At 38.0% G+C, this 18,834-nt stretch carries 21 protein-coding genes and 1 pseudogene; 12 read left to right on the forward strand and 10 right to left on the reverse strand.

Features of this window, described 5'->3' with window-relative positions; genetic code table 11:
* The first annotated feature begins 45 nt into the window (after positions 1–45).
* Positions 46–507 carry a YrvL family regulatory protein gene (locus tag MKZ18_RS09650; RefSeq protein ID WP_025910232.1) on the forward strand — a complete coding sequence of 154 codons (462 nt, stop codon included), beginning with the start codon at positions 46–48 and terminating at the stop codon, positions 505–507.
* Between the two features lie 107 nt (positions 508–614).
* Positions 615–1,307 carry a metallophosphoesterase gene (locus MKZ18_RS09655; protein WP_025910231.1) on the forward strand — a complete coding sequence of 231 codons (693 nt, stop codon included), beginning with the start codon at positions 615–617 and terminating at the stop codon, positions 1,305–1,307.
* A 14-nt stretch (positions 1,308–1,321) separates the two neighbouring features.
* On the opposite strand, the gene MKZ18_RS09660 is transcribed toward MKZ18_RS09655, so the two are convergent.
* The 3 genes from MKZ18_RS09660 to MKZ18_RS09670 are packed head-to-tail and all read right to left on the reverse strand — an operon-like array spanning position 1,322 to position 2,342.
* Positions 1,322–1,648 carry a general stress protein gene (locus MKZ18_RS09660; RefSeq protein WP_025910230.1) on the reverse strand — a complete coding sequence of 109 codons (327 nt, stop codon included), beginning with the start codon at positions 1,646–1,648 and terminating at the stop codon, positions 1,322–1,324.
* A gap of 48 nt (positions 1,649–1,696) precedes the next feature.
* Positions 1,697–2,098 carry a DUF3231 family protein gene (locus MKZ18_RS09665; protein WP_240046374.1) on the reverse strand — a complete coding sequence of 134 codons (402 nt, stop codon included), beginning with the start codon at positions 2,096–2,098 and terminating at the stop codon, positions 1,697–1,699.
* Between the two features lie 13 nt (positions 2,099–2,111).
* Positions 2,112–2,342: a hypothetical protein gene (locus tag MKZ18_RS09670; protein WP_340842546.1), complete on the reverse strand. Its 231-nt coding sequence runs from the start codon at positions 2,340–2,342 to the stop codon at positions 2,112–2,114.
* 179 nt (positions 2,343–2,521) lie between these two features.
* Between MKZ18_RS09670 and recQ the strand changes: the two genes are divergently transcribed.
* Positions 2,522–4,675 (forward strand): DNA helicase RecQ, encoded by a 2,154-nt coding sequence (gene recQ / locus MKZ18_RS09675; RefSeq protein ID WP_340842545.1) that lies wholly within the window; start codon positions 2,522–2,524, stop codon positions 4,673–4,675.
* A gap of 461 nt (positions 4,676–5,136) precedes the next feature.
* Complete coding sequence (locus MKZ18_RS09680) at positions 5,137–6,057, forward strand: 1,4-dihydroxy-2-naphthoate polyprenyltransferase (RefSeq protein ID WP_035320879.1); 921 nt, start codon at positions 5,137–5,139, stop codon at positions 6,055–6,057.
* 27 nt (positions 6,058–6,084) lie between these two features.
* Here MKZ18_RS09680 and MKZ18_RS09685 read toward each other — a convergent pair whose 3' ends face one another.
* Together MKZ18_RS09685 and MKZ18_RS09690 are read right to left on the reverse strand one after the other, a co-directional pair.
* On the reverse strand, positions 6,085–7,263 hold the full coding sequence (locus MKZ18_RS09685; RefSeq protein WP_340842544.1) for an alanyl-tRNA editing protein: 1,179 nt from the start codon (positions 7,261–7,263) through the stop codon (positions 6,085–6,087).
* Between the two features lie 109 nt (positions 7,264–7,372).
* The gene (locus tag MKZ18_RS09690) at positions 7,373–8,233 is read right to left on the reverse strand and encodes a manganese catalase family protein (protein WP_025910223.1); all 861 of its coding nucleotides are present in this window, start codon (positions 8,231–8,233) and stop codon (positions 7,373–7,375) included.
* Between the two features lie 151 nt (positions 8,234–8,384).
* Here MKZ18_RS09690 and MKZ18_RS09695 point away from each other — a divergent pair, with 151 nt between their 5' ends.
* Both MKZ18_RS09695 and MKZ18_RS09700 read left to right on the forward strand, forming a co-directional pair.
* Positions 8,385–8,759 carry a PH domain-containing protein gene (locus MKZ18_RS09695; RefSeq protein WP_025910221.1) on the forward strand — a complete coding sequence of 125 codons (375 nt, stop codon included), beginning with the start codon at positions 8,385–8,387 and terminating at the stop codon, positions 8,757–8,759.
* A 14-nt stretch (positions 8,760–8,773) separates the two neighbouring features.
* Positions 8,774–9,274 (forward strand): annotated as a pseudogene (locus MKZ18_RS09700) (ABC transporter ATP-binding protein); the annotation flags it as partial.
* A 326-nt stretch (positions 9,275–9,600) separates the two neighbouring features.
* Here MKZ18_RS09700 and MKZ18_RS09705 read toward each other — a convergent pair.
* Positions 9,601–10,479 carry a LysR family transcriptional regulator gene (locus MKZ18_RS09705; RefSeq protein WP_025910220.1) on the reverse strand — a complete coding sequence of 293 codons (879 nt, stop codon included), beginning with the start codon at positions 10,477–10,479 and terminating at the stop codon, positions 9,601–9,603.
* A gap of 312 nt (positions 10,480–10,791) precedes the next feature.
* On the opposite strand from MKZ18_RS09705, the gene MKZ18_RS09710 reads away from it, so the two are divergent.
* Genes MKZ18_RS09710 through MKZ18_RS09725 form a run of 4 tightly spaced genes read left to right on the forward strand, consistent with a single transcriptional unit; the run spans position 10,792 to position 14,568 of the window.
* Complete coding sequence (locus MKZ18_RS09710) at positions 10,792–11,181, forward strand: GntR family transcriptional regulator (protein ID WP_025910218.1); 390 nt, start codon at positions 10,792–10,794, stop codon at positions 11,179–11,181.
* Positions 11,174–12,073, forward strand: a complete 900-nt coding sequence (locus tag MKZ18_RS09715; protein WP_025910217.1) for an ABC transporter ATP-binding protein — start codon at positions 11,174–11,176, stop codon at positions 12,071–12,073. The genes MKZ18_RS09710 and MKZ18_RS09715 overlap by 8 nt, the downstream gene beginning before the upstream one ends.
* Positions 12,048–14,054 (forward strand): DUF6449 domain-containing protein, encoded by a 2,007-nt coding sequence (locus tag MKZ18_RS09720; RefSeq protein ID WP_340842543.1) that lies wholly within the window; start codon positions 12,048–12,050, stop codon positions 14,052–14,054. The genes MKZ18_RS09715 and MKZ18_RS09720 overlap by 26 nt, the downstream gene beginning before the upstream one ends.
* Before the next feature lie 13 nt (positions 14,055–14,067).
* The gene (locus MKZ18_RS09725) at positions 14,068–14,568 is read left to right on the forward strand and encodes an RNA polymerase sigma factor (RefSeq protein ID WP_340842542.1); all 501 of its coding nucleotides are present in this window, start codon (positions 14,068–14,070) and stop codon (positions 14,566–14,568) included.
* Here MKZ18_RS09725 and MKZ18_RS09730 read toward each other — a convergent pair.
* The 3 genes from MKZ18_RS09730 to MKZ18_RS09740 all read right to left on the reverse strand — a co-directional run bounded on the left by MKZ18_RS09730 (position 14,530) and on the right by MKZ18_RS09740 (position 16,333).
* On the reverse strand, positions 14,530–15,057 hold the full coding sequence (locus MKZ18_RS09730) for an IS630 family transposase (protein WP_100346442.1): 528 nt from the start codon (positions 15,055–15,057) through the stop codon (positions 14,530–14,532). The genes MKZ18_RS09725 and MKZ18_RS09730 overlap by 39 nt on opposite strands.
* Entirely contained in the window at positions 15,054–15,599 is a 546-nt protein-coding gene (locus MKZ18_RS09735; protein WP_239422052.1) for a helix-turn-helix domain-containing protein, read from the reverse strand. Before MKZ18_RS09735 ends, MKZ18_RS09730 begins: the two co-directional genes overlap by 4 nt.
* A gap of 158 nt (positions 15,600–15,757) precedes the next feature.
* Entirely contained in the window at positions 15,758–16,333 is a 576-nt protein-coding gene (locus tag MKZ18_RS09740) for a DedA family protein (protein WP_025908453.1), read from the reverse strand.
* A gap of 204 nt (positions 16,334–16,537) precedes the next feature.
* Between MKZ18_RS09740 and MKZ18_RS09745 the strand changes: the two genes are divergently transcribed.
* On the forward strand, positions 16,538–17,719 hold the full coding sequence (locus MKZ18_RS09745; protein ID WP_231882774.1) for a DNA polymerase IV: 1,182 nt from the start codon (positions 16,538–16,540) through the stop codon (positions 17,717–17,719).
* 118 nt (positions 17,720–17,837) lie between these two features.
* Entirely contained in the window at positions 17,838–18,257 is a 420-nt protein-coding gene (locus MKZ18_RS09750; protein ID WP_025908452.1) for an organic hydroperoxide resistance protein, read from the forward strand.
* A gap of 30 nt (positions 18,258–18,287) precedes the next feature.
* On the opposite strand, the gene MKZ18_RS09755 is transcribed toward MKZ18_RS09750, so the two are convergent.
* A complete protein-coding gene (locus MKZ18_RS09755) occupies positions 18,288–18,743 on the reverse strand; it encodes a MarR family winged helix-turn-helix transcriptional regulator (RefSeq protein ID WP_025908451.1) in 456 nt (151 codons plus the stop codon).
* Positions 18,744–18,834: the final 91 nt, after the last annotated feature.

Genomic DNA, 18,834 nt, shown 5'->3' on the forward strand with positions numbered 1-18,834 from the left:
GTTTTTGGTATAATTTAACTTAACCCTAACAGTAAAGGAGATAGAATGAGAAAACAAAAGAAAAAAGAAGATATGATGTCCAAGGTAATTGCGATTTCATTCGTTACGCTAATTATCATCGTAGCGCTTGTTGTTATCGCAGGAGTATACTTTTTTGGTCTCTTAGGCATATTTAAATTTGTGGGAGTTACGTATACAACAACAGGTGCTTTTTTATGGTTTGTTTTGCTTGTACTGATTGTTGGAAGCATAGTAGATTTACTTTCTAGAGCACTGATTTCACTATTTAAACCCTTCGCTACATCAGCTTTAAGCCGCTTCATTTTAATTGCCACTATCGACATTTGGTTCTCTTGGTTTGCTGTTTACACAGCGGATACATTCGTTAAAGGAATTACGCTATCCTTTGGTGCTGAATTTATCTTAGCTTCCATTTTATTTATCATTGATTATGGGCTCGACCTCAAGGTTGGGAGCGTAAAAGTAAAGATTGAAAACAATACATAAAATCTTGTGATTAAAAAAGTCGCTAGCATTAGCGGCTTTTTTAGCGAGTTCAAAACCAACTGGCCTATGCGTATAATAGATTCATGAAGTAAAAAGGAGAGGGCAGCGTGAGAAAATTTGCAATAAGTGATATTCACGGCAGTTATTATGAAATGATGCGTTTATTAGAGGCGGTGAAATTTAACCCAAACATAGATCAGCTCGTAATCGTAGGAGATATGATTAATCGTGGTCCCTATAGCGGTGAAGTTTTAAAAGAAATAAAAAGATTAAATGAAGCGTATGAACACGTTCACGTCACAATCGGAAATCATGAAGAAATGATGCTTTGGTATATTGAAGGTAAAAATCCGATGTGGTCGCAGTTTGGTGGGCAACGTTCTTCGAGCACCATTATTGAAGCATTTGGGAAACAGGGTATTGATGAAGCCATTCAGTGGGTAAAAGACCTACCTCTTATTTTTGAAGATAATGAATACGTTTATGCGCATGCTGGCTTTCAACTACCTTATAAAACTGCTTTTATTAATAGAAGCAACTTGTGGCTACCCCGCAAAGAGTTTTATCAAACGCCAATTAATCGCCTCCTGCAAGAAACAAACGGTAAACCTGTTGTCCACGGACATACGCCGGCACCGAACGTAGCGTTTGACGGGGCGAGAATTGGAATCGACCTCGGAGCTCAGGTTGTGAGCAAAGGGAGATTAGCATGTGTAGAATTAACAACTTCAAGCGTTTGGGAATATGATTTCACATTGAAAACGATTAAGGAAAAACAGGTAAAAAGACGCGACTACTAGTCGCGTCTTTTTAATTATGCACTTTTACTGGCCACGACTAAAACGCGACCCTTGTCCAATTCTTCTTCATACTTTTCAGCCTCTACTTGAGATAACCCAAGCGATTCCATTTTTGAACGAAGCTCATCTCCTCGTGAACGGAAAATGTTTGCGACTGAATCAGTTAGTCCTTGTTCTGATAATCCAATGTTGTTTACATCCGTTGCGTCTGTTAAATGCTTGGAGCGTTCTTTGTGATGTGCGAGCAAATAAACTTCATCTTTCGTATATCCACTTCGTAAGAATTGATCAATCGTTTCTTTTGCCTGAACACCATTTTCGACTACTTTTACGTTTGTCATTTGTAAAACCTCCTAGTTTTAGTACGTGCAACGTGCTAATGGTTAAGTTCATTCGTTCTTTAAGGAGAATATCAATCTCCTTGCTATGTATATAGACGTTTTGGAGAAAGTTAAACCAAAAATGTCGAAAAAATTTACACATGTGAATTTAAGAACCTGGAGGAGTGTAGCTTGGCGGTTTTTTAACCAGCCTTTTTCCCGCTGTGTTTCTTTTACCTTAAAGCCAAAGGCAACCTTTTCACTATGAAACTTTAGCCAGAGCATACCAACATCATTACGGATGGATTGACTAATGTTTGTACTGCACATAATGATGTTCGAAGCAACAGATTCTGACATTAAATTAGCAATTTCAGAATCTGTTGCGCGTACAACCAGAGGTATTTGGTGAGGATCAGATTTTGGTTTTGGAGCTGGAATATCAGAAAGTGGTATCCCTTCTTGTAGCATGAATTCCTTGAGCTTATATCCGCTGAGTCAAAGCTAACAGTTTTGATTCATGAGCAAGTTCTAATAGCGTTTTATCTGTTGTTGTATGTAAAGACGTTTCAACGGCCGGTATTTCTTCGGTAAGCGTAGTAAAATAAAGCCAGCATCCCATAGCTTCTCCTATATGTAATGGTTCGTGCTTGTTGGTGTTAATTGTTTTTAAATACGTTGTTAATGCTTCAATAGTGTGAATCAATGCAATCAATTATTTTGCATTTTTTGTATATTTAAATTATTTCCTTTTTAAGAAATAATACTCACTTTGTCTAAAGAAACAAAAGATTTTCTAGGAACTCCTAGTACTTTTTGATAAAATGAATCCATTACCCACAAGATAATTTCTTCGCTTATTCCCCGATATGTATTTTGTAAGGAGGAGTTTCTTTGTTATTTGAAAAAGCGTTATCACAGTTGAAAACTTATTTTGGCTACGACAGCTTCCGCCAAGGGCAAGAGCAGACGATACGTCATATTTTAGAAGGTCATAATACCGCTTGTATCATGCCTACAGGTGGAGGGAAGTCCATTTGTTATCAAATCCCATCACTTTTATTAGAAGGAACAACAATCGTTATTTCGCCACTGATTTCCCTAATGAAGGATCAGGTGGACGCGCTGAATGAAGCTGGAATATCAGCAACGTATATTAACAGCTCACTCACATCGTCAGAAGTGGAAGAGAGATTAGAAGAAGTTTCTCTTGGTGTGTATAAACTTTTATACATAGCACCGGAACGCCTAGAGTCACCGTTTTTCTTTGAGCAACTTAAATCGTTACCTATCCCTTTAATCGCGGTTGATGAAGCACACTGTATTTCACAGTGGGGCCATGATTTTAGGCCTAGCTATCTACGCATTAGCAGCTTAATTTCCGAGCTACCGAGCAAGCCAATAGTGGTTGGGCTGACGGCTACTGCTACGCCTCAGGTTCGAGAAGATATTTGTACAGCTTTACAAATTCAGGAACAAAATACGGTCATGACAGGGTTTGAACGTTCTAATCTGTCGTTTACCGTTGTTAAAGGGCAAGACCGTCTATCTTATATCGATGAGTATGTAAAGAAAAATGAGCAAGAAGCTGGTATTATCTATGCCGCAACGCGCCAAGAAGTGGACAGTTTACATGAACATTTGCAAAGCTTAGGTATACAAGTGGGGAAATATCACGCTGGAATGAGTGCATCAAGTCGAGATCATGAGCAAAACCGCTTTTTACAGGATGACGTAACCCTTATGGTTGCTACCTCTGCTTTCGGAATGGGAATTGACAAGTCCAATATTCGTTTCGTCATTCACTATCAGCTTCCAAAAAACATGGAAAGCTATTATCAAGAAGCGGGTCGCGCAGGGCGAGATGGTTTGCCGAGTGAGTGTATAGTTTTATATTCGGCTCAGGATATTCGCGTTCAGCGCTTTTTAATTGAGCAGTCAACTAACCATTCAGGAAAGCTTGTTCAAGATCTGGAGAAGCTACAGCAAATGGTAAATTATTGTCACACAGAAGAATGTTTGCAGGCATACATTTTACACTACTTTGGTGAAGAGGAAGCTCATGCTTGCGGTCGCTGTAGCAACTGTACAGATACTCGTACAGCTGTTGATGTAACGGTTGATACACAAAAGGTTTTATCTTGTATGATTCGAATGGGAGAGCGTTTTGGTAAGACAATGATTGCTCAAGTATTAACGGGTTCTAAAAACAAAAAGATTCTAGACTTTCGCTTTGACCAACTCTCTACCTATGGAGTAATGAGCAAGCAGTCGTTAAAAGAAGTAAGTGAGTTTATCGAATTTCTTATTTCAGAGCAGTATATTTTGGTTGGACAAGGGTCTTTTCCAACTCTTTCTGTCGCAGCTAAGGGAAAAGGGGTACTTCTTGGTGAAGAAAAAGTAATGAGAAAAGAACAAATTCAAGTGAATCAGCTTGTGCAGGATGATGAGCTGTTTATGCACCTGCGCGCTTTACGAAAAGAAATAGCCGAGCTTGAAAACGTTCCTCCTTTTGTTATTTTTTCAGACGATACGCTTCGGGATATGTGTGCAAAGCTTCCTGAGACGGTATCTGAGTTTGAGAATGTAAAAGGAGTAGGTTCCCAAAAGCTCGATAAGTATGGAGAGCGCTTTATTAAAGCGATTGTGAGCTTTTGCGCTGAACACCCTGACCGGGAGAGGCAGATCATTGAAGTACAGAGGGAAAAAAAAGCAAAAAGTGCATCTAAGCAAGGGTCTCATCTAGAGTCTTATCAAATGTGGAGAGAGGGTTCCTCCATTCAAGAGATTGCAGCAAAGCGAGAATTAAGTACGCAAACAGTTGAAAATCATTTATTTAAATGTGCCGAAGAAGGTTACGAAATAGATTGGCATACCATTTTAACAACTAAACAGCAAGAGCTTGTCAACGAAGCGGTTGAATTGGTCGGAGATGATAAGCTAAAGCCAATTAAAGAAGCCGTACCTGAAGAGGTTACGTATTTTATGATCAAGGTCGCTTTATTTTTGCGTCGTATGAACAAAGAAGAGAGACTGAGACATAAGTAGTTCAGCCCCTACTATACCTGAACGATTGAGAGTTCACAACTTTTAATCGTTCGGGCTTTTTGTTGATTGGGAAAAACCGTTTGGAAAGCGAGTGGCCGTAGCGCAATGGAACGAACGTGTTCAGACAAACTAAAGAGATGGGAACAGCTAGTGTTCGTCTTTTAGAAGCAATCATTTTGTTATGTCCCAAACTCTTTTACATGTAGTGCTTTGCCACAGACGTTGACCAACTTCCAATCGTTATTTTTTTGATATAATTCTATGTCGAATGTGTGAACTTTTTGTTATAATGGATAGGCGTTGAATAGGAAAAGCTGTACCAGATAATAAAAAGTAGTATTAAAATAAAAACGTTTACTTGTTTTTTAGAAATATGTAAGCTGTGTATGGTCGCTTTCTACAATTATCAACTAGAAAGAGAAAGGTGACATGTTCACTTTTAAAATGAAAGGAAGAGGATGATGAGTCAAACGAGTTACGCTCAACCTAAAAGACCGCTAAAAACAGTACTGTGGCAGTTAACTCGTCCCCATACATTAACAGCTTCGTTTGTACCGGTGTTAATTGGAACAGTGATGGCAATGTATGTTGGACAAGTTGATGTATGGTTATTTTTAGCCATGCTTTTTGCGTGTTTGTTTATTCAAATCGCGACGAACTTATTTAATGAATACTATGATTTTAAAAGAGGGCTAGATACGGAAGACTCAGTAGGGATTGGCGGTGCCATTGTGCGCGATGGAATGAAGCCGAAAACCGTGTTGCAGCTTGCCTTAGCTTGCTATGGACTTTCTTTATTATTAGGTGTTTACATCTGTATGAGCAGTACATGGTGGTTAGCGCTTGTCGGACTATTCGGTATGGCAATTGGGTATTTATATACAGGAGGACCACTGCCGATTGCTTATACACCTTTTGGAGAGCTGTTTGCGGGTGTATGTATGGGGGCTCTGTTTATTTTAATTTCTTTTTATATTCAAACGGACTTCATAACGACAGAAAGTATTCTTGTTTCAATTCCTATTGCTTTTTTAGTTGGGGCAATTAACTTATCAAATAATATTCGTGATATCGAAGAAGACACAAAAGGCGGACGTAAAACGCTAGCCATTTTACTAGGCGAAAAGAAAGCAGTTTATTTTCTTGGATTTTTATTTGTTATTTCATATATTTGGATTGTTGTTCTTGTCATAACAGGAGTGGTTGGTGCATTTGCGCTGTTAGTTTTCTTAAGTATCCCAAAACCAATTAGAGCTATTAAAGGATTTGTGTCGGGTACGCCACCGATGAATATGATTGTTGCAATGAAATCTACTGCGCAAACAAATACATTCTTCGGACTATTGTTGTCAGTTGGATTGTTTATTAGCTATTACTTATAAAAAAACCACGCTTAACGCGTGGTTTTTTTATACTTTTTGTAAGTATTCTTGGAGATAGGAGATAAAGTGGTTACGATCTTCCATCGTTGAAAACTGCGCCTGCGCTTGGTTTATACCTCCGCCACCTTTTCCATTAAATCGATTAAGATGCTCTTTAAAGAGTTTTCCGCTGTGAATTCTATCGGTACTATGTGCTAATATAACTTTTGGTTCTAAAGAGGAGGAGAAAATACCAATCATATTCTCAGTTTGAAGCAGCTGCTTAATAATAGCTTGTCCATCCTTTAACGTTTTATCTTCAAATTCATGAACTAAAACAATACCTTGCTTTTTATCAAGAAGAGATTGAGCTAAATAATGAGCATTTTCAGATTTTAGTATTTCGTTTTGTTTGCTAAGTATTTTGAAATCAGCTTCTAGTTTTTGTAATCTCTCTAAGATAAGCTCACTTTTTGTACTAAAATGGTGGCTGACGTGAGAAAGAATGCGGTGAGTTTGTTCATAATCTTTTAGCGCTCTCATGCCGCATTTGAAAAATAATCGAATTTGTCCTCGCTGTTTTTCAGTTTTCAATAGCTTAATAATACCTAGCTCTCCCGTGCTTCTTACGTGGGTTCCGCAGCACGCTGAAATATCTAGCGTATCAATCTCGACGATTCGAATTTGCTCATCCTCTAAATCAGGCATTTTACGAAGAGAAAGAGTTGATAACTGATTTTGTGATACATAATATGTGCTTAACGGTTTATTCGCATAAATGGCTTTATTTACTGTTTGTTCAATTTCTATTAACGTATCTTCATCAATGGAAGAAACATTTACATCAATTGAAGCGATATCTTTGCCTAAATGAAAACTTACAGTATGTATGTTAAACACATCGCTTAAGATTGCTGAGAGCAAATGTTGCCCTGTATGTTGCTGCATATGATCAAAGCGACGGTTCCAATTAATCTCACACTCTACTTGAGTATTTACTTCTAATAATGTGTCAATTTCGTGGAAGACGGAATGATCTTTTTCCACGACATCTAATACTTTATGACCTGCGATAGTACCAGTATCAGATGGTTGACCACCACCTTCAGGATAAAAAGCAGTTTTGTTTAGCTCAACGTAATAATGATTGTTGCTTTCAAATGCAGATAAAATAGAAGCAGTCCACTTTGTTGTATAAGGGGACGTATAATAAATTCTTTCAATCATTTTGTCATCTCCTGTAAAGAAAAATTCAGTATCTAACTCTTATCCTAACAGAAAGTAAAGAGCAATGATAAAAAAATCTCCATCAACCTGTGATGGAGAAAAGATTTGTTTACATATGTGAAGGAGGAAGTGTATGAGAAGAAGGGCGTAAGTTTTTTGGAAGTGTATTATGAATATAAAAAGGAGCAGGGTTTAAGTTAGGTTTACCACCATATGCTTCAGGCTGCTGCACGTATTGAAACGTTCCAAGGCCATCCATACTCGTACCGCTAGCCCACCGTCCTGTCGCGCTTTTTTCACCCTCAGAAAAATTAAACAGCACATACGAAACTTCTTGCTTTTCTAATTCTTTCGGGAAGGTACTAGGCACAACAACGTTTTCTTTTGCTTCTAGTTCTTTAATGGCGGCAATCCACTGATTTTGATGCATAGTATCACGGGCGATGAGCCATGAAAGCATATCTTTTACACCGCGATCGTTTGTTGATTCGTACAATCTAACAACTTGTAAGCGTCCTTGAGACTCAGCGTTTAAGTTGGCTCTGAAGTCTGCTAATAGATTTCCACTTGCTGCAATATAACCTGCATTCCATTTGTTACCCATGCTGTCAACTGGCATCGCACCAAGCCCTGAAACAATCGTATGCTGAACGTTCATACCTCCAAGGATAGCTCCAATAACAGGGTCTTGTGCAGCTTTTTCAAGATCTCCTACTGGTGCGCCTTCTAGCAGCCTAGCAATCATAGTGGCGAGCATTTCAATGTGAGCTAACTCCTCTGTTCCAGTATCCATTAACAAATCTTTGTATTTACCGTTTCCTCGAACGTTCCAACCTTGAAACAGATACTGCATGGCAACTGAAATCTCGCCAAACTGTCCACCTAAAACTTCTTGCAGCTGTCTGGCAAAAACGGGATCAGGACGGTCGGGTTTAGAAAGATATTGGAGTTCTTTTTTATGAAAAAACAATGACAACATCCTTTCTTTTTGAATTCACTTTACAATCTATGTAAAAAAAAACTGAAACATAACTACATTTGAAACGTATGTAATAGTACCAGCTGTTTATGAACCTATAATATAGGGTAAAAGCAGTAGGAACAGTAAAGGAGTGAATCATATGGGTTTATTAGATGGTTTAATGGGCAATGCATCTGAAGTAAGCGTGTCCTCAGTAGAAAAAGATTTGCGAGACATTTTGGTACAGGGAGAACAGGTAGAGCATGCGTTTAAACTGATCCGAGATATCTTTGTTTTTTCAAACAAGCGATTAATTTTAATTGATAAGCAAGGTGTAACTGGCAAGAAAACCAGCTATCATTCCATTCCATATAGAAATATTACGCACTTTAGCGTCGAAACGGCTGGAACATTTGATTTAGACGCAGAACTTGTTATCTGGGTTTCAAGCTCAACGGCTCCAATCGTAAAAGAGTTTCGTAAAGACAAAAATATTTATGAGGTGCAAAAAGCACTTGCTACGTATGTATTATGACAAAAACAAACCGCTTCTTTCGACGTGAAAGAAGCGGTTTGTTTTTGTCGAAATACTATTTGTTTACTAAGACTATCTACCAAATTGTTGACGAAGCTTTGCGTGCAACGCGCATGGATGCTTTCAGTGAACGTACGCTTGATGCTCTTTCAGGTGGATAACGTCAGCGAGCATGGATTACGATGGCTCTTGCTCAAGGAACGGACCTTTTGCTGCTCGATGAGCCAACGACGTATCTTGATTTGGCTCACCAAATCGAAGTGTTAGAACTACTGCGTTCGTTGAATCAACAACATAAGCGAACAATTTTGATGGTTCTGCATGACCTAAATCAAGCTGCTCGCTATGGTGATTACTTAATTAGTATCTCTGAAGGAACTATTTATAAGGAAGGTCCACCTGAAGAGGTCTTTACAGAGAAAATGATTGAAGACGTTTTTCGTTTATCTTCAACGATTATTAAAAACCCGGTGGATCAATCTCCAATTTGTATTCCAACAGGCGTGATTAGGTGAAAAAGAGACTGAGACATAAGTAGTTCAGTCCTTACTATACCTGAACGATTGAGAGTTCATAACTTTTAATCGTTCAGGTTTTTTGGTTGATTGTGAAAACAATGTTGGAAACAGGGTGGAATGGAGCGTAGGACACTCGACTCCTACGGGAAAGAGAGGAAAACGTGAGATCCCGCAGCGTAGCGAGGAAGCTCAGGTTCCTCCCCGTGGAAAGCGAGTGGCCGTAGCGCAATGGAACGAATGTGTTGAGACAAACTAAAGAGATGGGAACAGCTAGTGTTCGTCTTTTAGAAGCAATCATTTTGTTATGTCCCAAACTCTTTTTGTTAGTTAGACGTTAACAGATGTAAAAACAGTTCAACGATTTTATTTTGTCCATTCGTGGTCGGATAAATATACGAAAATTTCCGTTTAAATGGTTCAGTGTCAAGGTTTAAGATAGCTAAATTCCCTTGTGCCACATCTTGTTTTATAGCGGATTTTGAAAGGACCGATAATCCTAAGTTCTGCATAACTGCTTCCTTAACTCCTTGATTGCTGCTGATGGTTAACATGCTCTTCATTTTTAGTCCATTTGAACTCATCATCAGATCAAGATAGGCTCTTGTACCAGACCCTGTTTCGCGCGCAACCCAACCTTCGTTTTGAAGCTCGCTTATTGCAACGTGCTGCTGTGCTGCTAATGGATGAGCCGTACCCGCTACAACCACGAGCTCATCTTCCATAAACGGTTCAATATGGAGCTCATGGTCATCGGTTTGTCCTTCAATTAATCCTACATCTAACTTAAAGTGTCGAACCAGCTGCGCAATTTCCTTTGTGTTGCCAATCGTTACGTTTACGTTGATATCGGGATACTGTGCTTGAAGCTTAGCGAGAAACGAAGGAAGAACGTATTCACCAATTGTGAAGCTAGCTCCAATTGTTAAAGTGCCTTTAACTAAGTGGTGATGTTCATAAATATCTCGCTTCGTGTGCTCGTATATTTGAATCATTTGCTTCGCACGAGTATAAAGGATCTCGCCGCTTGGCGTAATTTTTAATAATTTAGGCGAACGTAAAAACAATGAGGTTTGAAACTCTTTTTCTAAATTTTTTATATGTACGCTTACGCTTGGTTGCGAAATTAACAATTTTTCAGCAGCTTTTGTAAAGCTTTTTTCTTCTACAACCGTCACAAAGGTTCGCAATGCGTCGTAATACATGGTAAATCGCTCCTTACATAAAACATCTTATGAGTTCATTATATAGTAAGTTTTTGTTAATAGATAGCTTAATACCTATTTTCCTTATCAGATTTATAAGTTATCGAATTGAATTACGTTAGATAATCTGTTTGTTACCTTTTTGTAATAAAAGTCACAAAAGTACTTGTTTTTTCCAGATAACGTTGTATAATACTAACTGTAGTAACACATGTAGTACAGTTAGTACGGTTAGTACATTTGAACATACGATCATGATGAATGATGAATGATGAATGATAAATGATAAATGTGATGGAGAGGAGGGAAAGTATGTTTGATTTAGATATTCGTAGTCGTAAGCCTATTTATGAACAATTAGTTGATAAGTTAAAAGAGCTAATTATCCATGAAGTTTTTAAAGCAGACGAGAAACTGCCGTCTGTACGCTTGCTAGCGAAAGAACTAACAATTAACCCTAATACAATTCAAAAAGCATATCGAGAGCTAGAACATCAAAATTATATTTATTCAATTCCTGGAAAAGGAAGTTTTGTGACGGCGCAATCGGAACTATTAAACAATGAAAAGGTGAAAAAAATGAAAGAGGATTTAGTAAAGCTTATTGCTGAAGCGATGTATTTAGGAATGGGAAAAGAAGAAATCTTATCACTTATTTCACAAGCTGAACAAACCGTCAAAGGGGGAGAAAGTGATGATTGAATTAACCGAAGTAAAAAAATCCTTTGAAGATATAAAAGTATTAAACAATGTTTCTCTAACTGTTAAAAAAGGATCTATTTATGGTTTGCTTGGGTCCAACGGTGCAGGTAAAACAACATTATTAAAAACAATTGCGGGCATTTATCGTCAAAATTCAGGGAGCATACATATTGACAATGAAGAAGTATTTGAAAATGTGGCTCTTAAGCAAAGCATCATTTTTCTTCCAGACATTCCGTACTTTTTTGCACAATCCACGATTAAGCAGCTTGCGCAATTTTACAAGAATATGTACCCAACGTGGAACGAAGAACGTTTTCAGCAGTTAAAGCAGGCATTTCCAATTGACTTGAAGAAAAAGGTACACCGTATGTCGAAAGGGATGCAGCGACAAGTAGCATTTTGGCTCGCTTTATCCACGATGCCGGATATTTTAATATTAGATGAGCCTCTAGATGGGCTGGATGCTGTTATGCGTCAAAAAATCAAGAATTTACTAGTGCAAGACGTAGCGGAACGCGAGATGACCATTTTAATTTCCTCTCATAACCTTCGTGAAGTGGAGGATTTATGTGATCATGTGGGCATTTTGCATCAAGGACAGCTGTTAATTGAAAAAGACCTTGACGATTTGAAATCAGATATTCACAAGATTCAAGTAGCTTTTAAAGGCGACGTACCGCTTGCGTTTCATGAAGACTTGGAAATCTTATACGAAGAGAAGCGAGGAAGCGTACTTCTTTGTATTGTACGTGGTAAAGAAAATAAGCTAGCGTCTCGCATTCAATCATACAAGCCGCTTGTATTTGATATTTTACCGCTTACGCTCGAAGAAATCTTTATTTACGAAATGGGGGATGTTGGTTATGCCATCGAAAATATCATCGTTTAATCGAGGGCTGTTCACACAGTCATTTAGAAGCGTAGGGTGGATCGGATTAGTTTACTCATTCCTTCTTTTGTTTGCTCTTCCTCTCCAGCTTCTAATGAAGTATACGGGCAATCCAGAATTTAAGCCAGAAAAGATTAAGACATTATTTGAGCTATTCGATGGCTTACAGCTTGTCTTTATGTTTACAGTACCGGTGTTACTCGCGGTTTTTTTATTCCGTTATATTCAAACCAAAGCAGCAGCAGACTATTTTCATAGTTTGCCAGTTCGAAGAGAAGCTTTATATCACCAAAACATCATTGTGGGTATCGCAATTCTTGTCGTGCCGGTGGTAATTACAGCAGGTATAATCGGCCTTGTAAAAGGGATGTTAAACGTTACAGATCTCTATACAGCAAAAGACATTATGGTATGGGCAGGTTACACAATTATTTTTAACCTTGTTGTGTTCTTTGGAACAGTAGCATTTGGAATGTTCACAGGTATCTCAATCTTACAAGCTATTTTCCTATACGTTCTGTTTCTTTTACCTGGTGGCTTCGTTATGCTTCTTTTATCAAATTTAAAATTCTATTGGTATGGATTCCCAATTGATTATTATTTAAATAAAAGTGCTGAAAAATTAATACCGTTTTTACATGCGACGGAGCTAATGACGAAAAAGAATTTAACAATTAGTCCATGGATTTACGTCATACTTATCATTATCTTTTATGCGATTGGATACATCGCGTATAAAAAGCGTCATATCGAAGCGGCCACTCAGTCCATTTCATTTAAATGGGTGAAACCAATTTTTGTTTACGGTGTGACTACATGTGCGCTACTTGTTGGCGGTGTTTATTTTGGGTCCATGCAAGGAACATTTGGATGGATGGTCTTTGGCTATGTGTTAGGTGCTCTTATTGGGTATATTGTTGCTCAGGTCATTTTACACAAAACGTGGCGAATCGCTAAGTATTGGAAAGGATATGTGATTTCATTAGCTATTTTCTTTGCTATTGGTGCATTTGTTCATATTGATGCGTTTGGCTATGAATCAAAGGTTCCTGCACTAAATGAAGTAGAAAGTGTTTATTTCGAAGAAGGAACCTATTTAATTACTGAAGATCCAACCAGTGAACAGTACACAGAATATGGAAACGAGTATGTTCCTCCCTATTACTATACGAGTCAAGAAGCAGTTGAAGCAATTCATCGGCTACATGAACAATTAGCAAAGAATCCAGTCTCAATGACAAGTAAGGATATTCAAGGAGATGAAGGGCGCACAGCAGCAATTGCCTATAAGCTTAAAAACGGCAAGACGCTTGTGCGTGAGTATGAGTTGAACTTTAAAGCGTATCATCCACTGTATAAGAAAATCGCTGAAACAAAAGAGTTTAAAGAAAACTTTAATCCATTTTTACGAAGTGGAGATATGAGTGATGTTACAAATGTACAAATTACCTCGGATGGACAAATTAGTAAGCAAGCTAGCATTCGCAACCCAGAAGATATTAAAGCGCTTGCTGAAATACTAAAAACGTCGATGAAAAACGAAACATTTGAAGAAATGTACAGCGAGCGCGGACCATGGGCTTATATTGATTTCAATACGGGCCAAGGCAAAAATAAGCAACACGTAACCTGGGAAAAATCGTATGATGAAGTGAGCGATTGGCTAAAGAAAAAAGGCCTATATAACAAAGTGCGTGTATTACCAGAAGATATTGAAAAAATAGTTGTGCTAAAAAATCCACATCAGCATGAAATAGACTTTTATGCAGACGAAGAATTTCCTTCATTAGTAGAATCTGAGAAAACGATTGAAGTGAAGAATAACGATCAAAAAGAAGAAATTTTAGAAACCGTATCTTGGGCAAGCAACGGAGCTTATTTAGTCGGTATCTATTATAAAGAAGATCCTAGTACTCCTGAAATCCAGGAATTTACTGAGGAGACAGTTCCAGACTTTATTAAAGAAAAATTACTAAAATAAAGGGAGAAGAAATATGAGTGCTAGCAATATTGAACCATATTTGCGACAGGTGCTAGCTTATTTGCAAAAGCGAGGTGTCAGCAAGCAAGATGCTGAAGATATCACGCAAGATGTAGCGATGAAATACTTAGAAAATCAACATAAAGTTGAACAGGGGAAAGAAAGAGCTTGGTTGTTTCGAGTTGCTTTAAATAAGCGCTGTGATTTAATCAGAAAAAATTCCGTTCATACTCGCTATGTGCTAACACAGGGACCAACAGAGCTAAAAAATGCACCGATGGATTTTGTATTATCCAAAGAGCAATTTGAGCAATATGTAAAAGCTTTAAATAAATTAAAGCCTCAATATAAAAACCTATTGATCTTAAAATATGAGTATGGTTTAAAATATGAAGAGCTTTCTGAACAATTTAACATGAAAGTCACGACTATTAAGTCTGCACTTTATCGAGCACGAAAGCTATATAATTTTTACTTAATAATCCGGCATATGAACACCGGCTATTCTTTTTAAAATTTGCTCAGATGCCCCCTCCAAAAAAGCTAGAAAAGAAGAAACAGACTCTTGAATAGCTGCTTTGTTAGGATGGAATCGATTTTGGATGACGGTTTCTTTCAGCCATTTCCAAATCCGTTCAACGGGGTTCAAATTGGGCGAGTACTTCGGCAGAAAGAAACGAATGAGTCGATCCTCATGCTGTTCAAAAAAGGGCTGTAACTCTTTTGCATCATGAATACGAGCACGATCCAACACCATAATAATGACTTTATTTGGGTAATAGTCGAGCACATACTTCATAAAGGAATGAAAAGCTGGGGCTTTACAATTGTCAGCTACTTGGCAGAGAAAGTCGCCATTTAAGACATTGACAGCTCCAAATAGACTAACAGCTGCATGGTGCCCAAAAGTAGGGACTTGTTTTTGTTTCCCTTTTTGAAACCATGTGGATCGTAAAGCTTGATAGGCGTGGATTCGACTTTCATCTTCATAAAGTAAAATCATATCGCCCGAGAGGTTTTTTTTACCATCTCCATGTCTTGCAGGAATTGCTTTTGTTCGTTTTGATCCGCCTTTGCTAAGGTATAAGTAGGTCTAGTGTAACTCAATCCCATGCCCGTCAACATTCGATAAATGCCACTTCGACTCATGGTGACTGAAAATTTTTCGTAGATGACATGTTGAATCACACGTGTATCCCAGTTAGCGTCAATCCCAAATCCTTCTTTTTCCGGTGTACTTTCTAAGATCATGCGTCGAAGTTCTTCTTTTTCTTCTTGGGTTAAATAAGCAGGTTTACCGGTAGAATACTGACGGGTGACTAAACCATCCATCCCATATTGATTAAAGGTTTTGACATAGATAGACACGGTTTCACGGTGAAGATTCAAAAGCTGAGATACTTCTTTTCCTGTATAGCGTTCCATGATGAGCCGAATCGTCATGACGCGTTGTCTCATTTTCACGTTTTGAATGGTTTTTTCGTATTGACGTAAGTCAGCAGGTGTCCATCCATGGTCATTTGTAATACGTAGAACTTTCATCATCCATCTACTCCCTTATGATTATCTTAGGAACAGTATGGACGCATTTTTTTAAAAATAAGCACGTCGGAAATTAAAATCAAACTTATATATTCATGAAGCATTATGCATATCAGCTTATGTGAAAGAAGCCAATCTTCTACTTAGAGGATTGGCTTTTTTCATTCTTTACTACGCATTTTTCGCTTTTTATAGGCTAAGCTTCCAACACTGATGGCAATAAACAAAATAGTGAATTGAGAAATGGTTTCAAATGAAGCGGCATCATCAACTTTAAACCCCCATAAAAAAAACGCAAACGTCCAAACCAATCCAAATGAAAATGTTGTTGTTATATAATTAAGGTGAGGCATTTTCGTTGTTCCTAAAAATAATGGCATAACGTGTCGCATTCCCGGCAAGAAGAAGCTGAGCATAATGCCGAAGGAACCGTATGAGGTAATGAGGTTTTCAATTTCATATCGCTTTTTTTGAAAGCGTGATTGAGAGAGCGCCTTTATTGTTTGCTTGCGAAACCATCTAGCAAATAAGAATTTAACATATAAGCTAAGCATCATGGCACTGTAAGTCAAGAGAAAAGCAATAAGAGGGTGAAAAGTAGAAAGAGTGGCATGGTTACCTGCAAGCATAATAAAGAGAGGATCTGGAATAGGTGTGAAATTAGCACCAATGATGATTAATAAAAAGAAATATCCATATCCAAACTGTTGAATTACTGTGATAATCTGATCCACCACGGCGTTTCCCCCATTTTTGTCAAAGTTATTATAGTATACGAATGCTTCAAAGGGATGTTCATCAAACAATCCGCCCGTTTTTTACTCTTTGTCCATCATATTACAAACCGCTATAGAATTATTCACATTAATTGTTTTTTGGTTTAAAATAAGAACATATATTCTGTTGGTTCGGATAGAAAGAAGGTGAGTGTGTTGAAAGGCATGTATCCAAAAAAGGGAAGAGTCATATTGCATATTGATGTTAATGCTTTTTATGCATCGGTGGAAGAAGCGCGTAATCCGGCACTGAAAGGAAAACCTATGGCCATTGCGGGTAACCCAAAAGAGCGTAGAGGGATTGTGGTAACGTGCAACTATGCGGCTCGCAATAAAGGAATATATGCACCGATGCCATTATGGGAAGCTAAAAAAATTTTTCCTCAGCTAATTGTGTTAAAACCAGATTTTACTCTTTATCGCAAAGTATCAGCGCAAATGTTTTCTTATTTATCAACGATCTCTTCTATTCTTGAGCCTGCTTCTATTGACGAAGGATATCTAGATATAACGGATTGCTTTCATCAAGGTACGCCACTCGAGATTGCACAGCGAATACAGAACGATCTTTTGAATGAGTTACAAATACCGGTCTCAATCGGCATTGCACCAAATAAGTTTTTAGCTAAAACGGCAAGCAACATGAAAAAACCGCTTGGAATTACAATTTTAAGAAAGCGCGATATTCATCAGAAACTTTGGCCACACCCAGTGGTTTATATGCATGGTATAGGTAATAAAACCGCTGAGAAGTTGAATGCCGTTCATATCCATACGATTGAAGAGCTAGCGCACGCAGATGATCATAAGCTAAAGGCCACAGTTGGAGTAAGAGGAGTAGAAATGAAGCAAAGAGCTAATGGGATTGACGATCGACCTGTAAATCCAAATCGCAGGTCGGAATTTAAGTCGATTGGACATTCAAAAACATTAGCGAAAAATATGACGGATGATCGGGAGATGGTACCGATTTTAAATGATCTCGCTGAGTCTGTTAGTAAGCGAATGCATGCCAAAAAAGTAGTCAGCAAAACGATTCAGTTAACCATTCGCTATAGTAATTTCAAAACAATTACAAGAACCCAAACCATTGATCAGTGGACCAATCAGTCAAAAGTGTTGCTTCATTGGGTAAACAAGTTGCTTCAAAAGCATTGGAACGGTGAACCAGTTCGCTTGTTAGGGGTAGCAGCTCTACAAGTAGAACGAATGAACGATCGAAATCAAGAGCAGCTTAGTTTATTTACATATGAACGGCACGTAAAAGATGAACCGCTCTATAAAGCAGTTCAGCAGCTTCAAAGTAAATATGGTGATGAAATTATACGAAAGGGGTTAAAAAAATAATGGAAGAGAGTATAGAACGACATGTTTCAATCCACTCTAAAAGGGTAATATATCCATAGAGCGTGCAAGAGCTTTTTTGCATGAGCATGGACTTTACAATTACGTATATGAGGTGATTTTGATGTCAGTTTTATTTACTTCAAAAGCAACAGCAGTAGGTGGGCGTGAAGGGCACGTCAAATCAGATGATGGCCTAATTAATCTAGATTTAGTAATGCCTTCACCAAACAATACAAAAGAAGGAACGAATCCGGAGCAGCTTTTTGCAGCAGGATATGCTTCTTGCTTTGACGGGGCTTTAAATCTAATTGCTAAAAAGCAAAAATATTCCATCGAATCATCAATTACGGCTGAAGTTAGCTTAATGAAAGACCCAGCTGATGATGGGTTTAAGTTAGCAGTAACGTTAAACGCTCATTTAAAAGGGGTATCTCAAGAAGAGGCTGAAAAGCTAGTGAAGGCAGCACATGAATTTTGTCCATATTCAAAAGCAACTAGAGGGAACATTGACGTAACGTTAAATACGACGGCTGAATAAAAAAGCAGTGCACAAAAGTGCACTGCTTTTTTATTGGCTTTTTCCATTGTGACTATGGATAGCGTTTAACAGCTGGTGAAGCATTTGTTTTAAATTTGCTAGCTCTTCAGGAGAGTAATCTGTCATATTAAATACTTCATCTGGAATTTGACAAGCTTTATCTCGAAGTGAAGCGCCTTTTTCTGTTAAGCTTACTAACACAACGCGCTCATCTTCCTGAGAGCGTTCACGGATTACAAGCCCTTGCTCTTGCATACGTTTCAGCATCGGAGTTAGCGTACCAGAATCTAGGTATAAGAGTTCTCCCATTTTCTTTACGCTGACTCTTCCATGCTCCCATAGGACAAGAAGAGCTAAGTACTGTGGGTACGTAACGCCAATTTTATCTAAAAGAGGCTTATACACTTTTGTAATTTCACGTGACGTAGCATAAATAGAAAAACAAAGCTGATTTTCTAACTTTAATCTTGAAAATAAATCGGTCATTTTAAACTCCTTCAATATAATTGTTCACTATGTAATTATATACAATTTATCAAAGAGATTCAAAACAAACAAATGTAAATTTTGACATAGT

This window comes from Priestia sp. FSL W8-0001, assembly GCF_038050335.1.
In the GTDB taxonomy this organism is placed as follows: Bacteria; Bacillota; Bacilli; order Bacillales; family Bacillaceae_H; genus Priestia; species Priestia flexa.